The organism is Streptomyces sp. NPDC060027 (genome assembly GCF_042737005.1).
GTDB lineage: Bacteria > Actinomycetota > Actinomycetes > Streptomycetales > Streptomycetaceae > Streptomyces.
The window spans coordinates 1-1,193 of sequence record NZ_JBHWVI010000472.1; the positions used below are offsets into that span (position 1 = coordinate 1).

At 75.0% G+C, this 1,193-nt stretch carries 1 protein-coding gene; it reads right to left on the bottom strand.

The features are described from left to right. Positions 1-288 precede the first annotated feature (288 nt). A partial coding sequence (locus ACFWBT_RS43090; protein ID WP_385710330.1) for an MMPL family transporter occupies positions 289-1,193 on the bottom strand: 905 nt, incomplete at its 5' end.

Sequence of the window (1,193 nt, forward strand, 5' to 3'; positions counted from 1 at the left end):
GTGAAGCGGCCCGCCGCCTCCTGGACACCCGCCTCGACCGCAGCCCCTCACCCCGGGACAGCCGCCTGCTGGCCGAGCTGCCCAACTGACCGGAGGGGACGGGCAGGGCGCAGCCCGGTCGTGCGACGGCACCGCCGTGCGCGCGGACGACACCGCCGTCCGTGCCCGCGCCGAGACGGTCCGGCATCCGCCGCCGGGGAAGACGGATGCCGGACCGCTCGCGTCCGAGCGGTGGGAGCCCCGGCGGTCCGAGGACCGGCGTCAACGGGGTACCGCTCGGGACCGAGGTCAGACGCCGGCCGGCTGGGGCCGGCCCGCCGGCTCCTCCTCGCTCACGCCGAGCCGGTCGTGCGCCCTGCGCAGCGAGCCCGGGGCCCACCACGCCCGCTTGCCGAGGAGCGCCATCGTCGCCGGTACGAGGAGCATGCGGACGACGGTCGCGTCGATCAGGACCGCGAGCGTGAGGCCGAGGCCGATCTGCAGGATGGGCGAGAAGCCACCGGTCATGAACGCGCCGAAGACGATGGCGAGAAGCAGGGCCGCGCAGCTGACGACCCGGCCCGAACGGCGCAGCCCGGTGACGACGGCCTCCCGGTGGTCGCCGGTCCGCAGCCAGGTCTCGCGCATCCGGGCCAGGATGAACAGCTCGTAGTCCATGGCGAGTCCGAAGGCGATCGCGATGATCAGCGGCGGAGCGGTCAGGCTGAGCGACCCCAGACCCTCGGCGCCCAGCACCCCGGCCAGATGCCCGTCCTGGAAGACCCAGACCACCACGCCGAGCGCGGCTCCCAGACTGAGCAGCGTCGTCGCGATCGTCCGCAGCGGGATCAGCACCGAACCGGTGAAGGCGAAGAGCAGGACGAGGATGCCGACGAGGACCGTGACCGCGGCCCAGGGCGCCCGGTCGGCGAGCATCGCGCGGAAGTCGACCAGCCGGGCCGCCACGCCGGTCACCTCGACGGGTTCGTCGCCGCGTACCTGCCGTACCCGCTCGACCAGATCCGTCGCCGCCTTCCCGTCGACGCTTCCGGTCGGCTGCAGATGCACCAGCGTGCTGCCGTCCGGCAGGGCCCGCGCTTCACTCGTGCCGGCGAGGGCACGGATGCGGTCCACCGTGCCCTCGCCGGGCCCGGGACCCACCCCCACCGACCCCGGGGACACCCCCGTGGCGGGGGGGGAGTGGGCGCCCCGCG